The sequence below is a fragment of the Catelliglobosispora koreensis DSM 44566 genome (genome assembly GCF_000379685.1).
Classification (GTDB): Bacteria; Actinomycetota; Actinomycetes; order Mycobacteriales; family Micromonosporaceae; genus Catelliglobosispora; species Catelliglobosispora koreensis.
The window spans coordinates 1-1928 of the sequence record NZ_KB903270.1; the positions used below are offsets into that span (position 1 = coordinate 1).

At 61.6% G+C, this 1928-nt stretch carries 1 protein-coding gene; it reads left to right on the forward strand.

What is annotated here, in order from left to right; genetic code table 11:
- Positions 1–1668: family 43 glycosylhydrolase (locus tag A3E1_RS0122630; RefSeq protein WP_020523071.1), on the forward strand; the 1668-nt coding region annotated here is incomplete at its 5' end.
- Between the last annotated feature and the right edge of the window lie 260 nt (positions 1669–1928).

Here is a 1928-nt window from a genome sequence, read left to right on the forward strand (position 1 = left end):
CGCCTGACCGACACCACCAACGGCTACATCAAAATCACCAGCCGCCACAGCAACAAAGTCCTCGAAGTCCAAGGAGCCTCCACCGCCAACAACGCCAACATCGTCCAATACGACGACTGGAGCGGAAACAACCAGCAATGGCAACTCGTCCCGGCTGGTGGGACCAATCCCGGAAACTTCACCAATCCTGTGGCGTGGCAAGACTTTGCCGACATCGACATCATCCGGGTAGGCGACACGTACTACTACTCGGCTTCCACCATGCACTACTCCCCCGGTGCTCCCATCTTGCGTTCGTATGACTTGGTGAACTGGGAGTTCGCGGGACACTCGGTGCCGGCCCTTGACTTCGGCTCCAGTAACTACAACCTCAGTGGCGGCCGTGCCTACGTGAAGGGGATCTGGGCGTCCACCTTGAACTACCGCCCCAGCAACAGCACGTTCTACTGGCTGGGCTGCGTCGAGTTCAACCGCACCTACGTTTACACGGCATCGGCCGTCGATGGCACGTGGACCAAACGTTCGCAGATAAACAACTGCTACTACGACGCGGGCCTGCTCGTCGACGACAACGACACCATGTATGTGGCCTACGGCAACAGCACTATCAGCGTCGCCCAGCTATCAGCCGACGGCCTAAGCCAGGTGCGGGCACAGCAGGTGTTCACGACACCGTCCAATGTGGGCACTCTTGAGGGCGCACGCTTCTACAAACGCAACGGCAACTACTACATCTTCCTGACCCGTCCTGCCAACGGCCAGTACATCCTCAAGTCCACCAACGGACCGTTCGGCCCGTACACGATGCAGCAGCTGCTGCTCAACCTGCCCGGACCGGTATCCGGCGGTGGCGTGCCTCATCAGGGTGGCCTGGTTCAGACACAAAATGGCGACTGGTACTACATGGCCTTTGTGGACGCCTACCCTGGCGGCCGCATCCCCGTGCTCGCACCGGTCACGTGGAACAGCGACGGCTGGCCCGTCATCCAGCTGGTCAACAACGCTTGGGGCGCATCGTATCCGCTGCCGAACCTGCCGCCACCGCCCCGCGTCGTCAAGCCGCTCAACAGCGACGATACCTTCGCCGGGACAGCCCTTGGCCCGCAATGGGAGTGGAACCACAACCCGGACAACACCAAGTGGTCGGTCAACAATGGGTTGCGCCTGCAAACGGCGACCGTCACCAATGACCTCTACGCCGCCCGTAACACCATCACTCACCGCATCCCAGGGCCTACGTCTTCGGCCACGATCGAGCTGGACTACTCAACGATGCGCGATGGTGACCGTTCGGGGCTGGCGATGCTGAGGCAGTCGTCGGCATGGATTGGCGTCAAACGCGATGGCGGTGCCACCAGAGTGGTCATGACCAACAACCTCACTATGGACAGCAACTGGAACACGACCGGCACTGGAAGTGAAGTCGCTAGCGCCCCGGTCTCGGGCGGCCGGATCTGGTTGCGCGCCAACGCCGATATCCGGCCAGGCAGCGGCCGGCAGGCGACGTTCTCCTACAGCACCGACGGCGTCACCTTCACCAGCCTGGGTTCTGCCTTCACCCTCAACAACGCCTGGCAGTTCTTTATGGGCTACCGGTACGCCATCTTCAACTACGCCACACAGTCTCTTGGCGGATCAGTCACGGTCAGCCGATTCGACTTGTCATAGCCCGTTACGGCACGCGACACATCAATGTCATCTGCCGGCCCGCATTTTTCCGGTCCGGGCCGGCACTGTCTAAGGAGTACCCCGTGAAAGTCCTGTCCCTCCCGCGGCGCCGAAGCTTGCGGGCATTCATCTCGGCGGCGTTAACCGGCGCGCTCGCGTTAACGATGCTGTCCGTCGCGGCGAGCCCCGCGTCGGCGGTCACGGTCGACCCCAACGCCTGGTACGTCATCGTCAACCGCAACAGCGGCAAAGCAATCGAC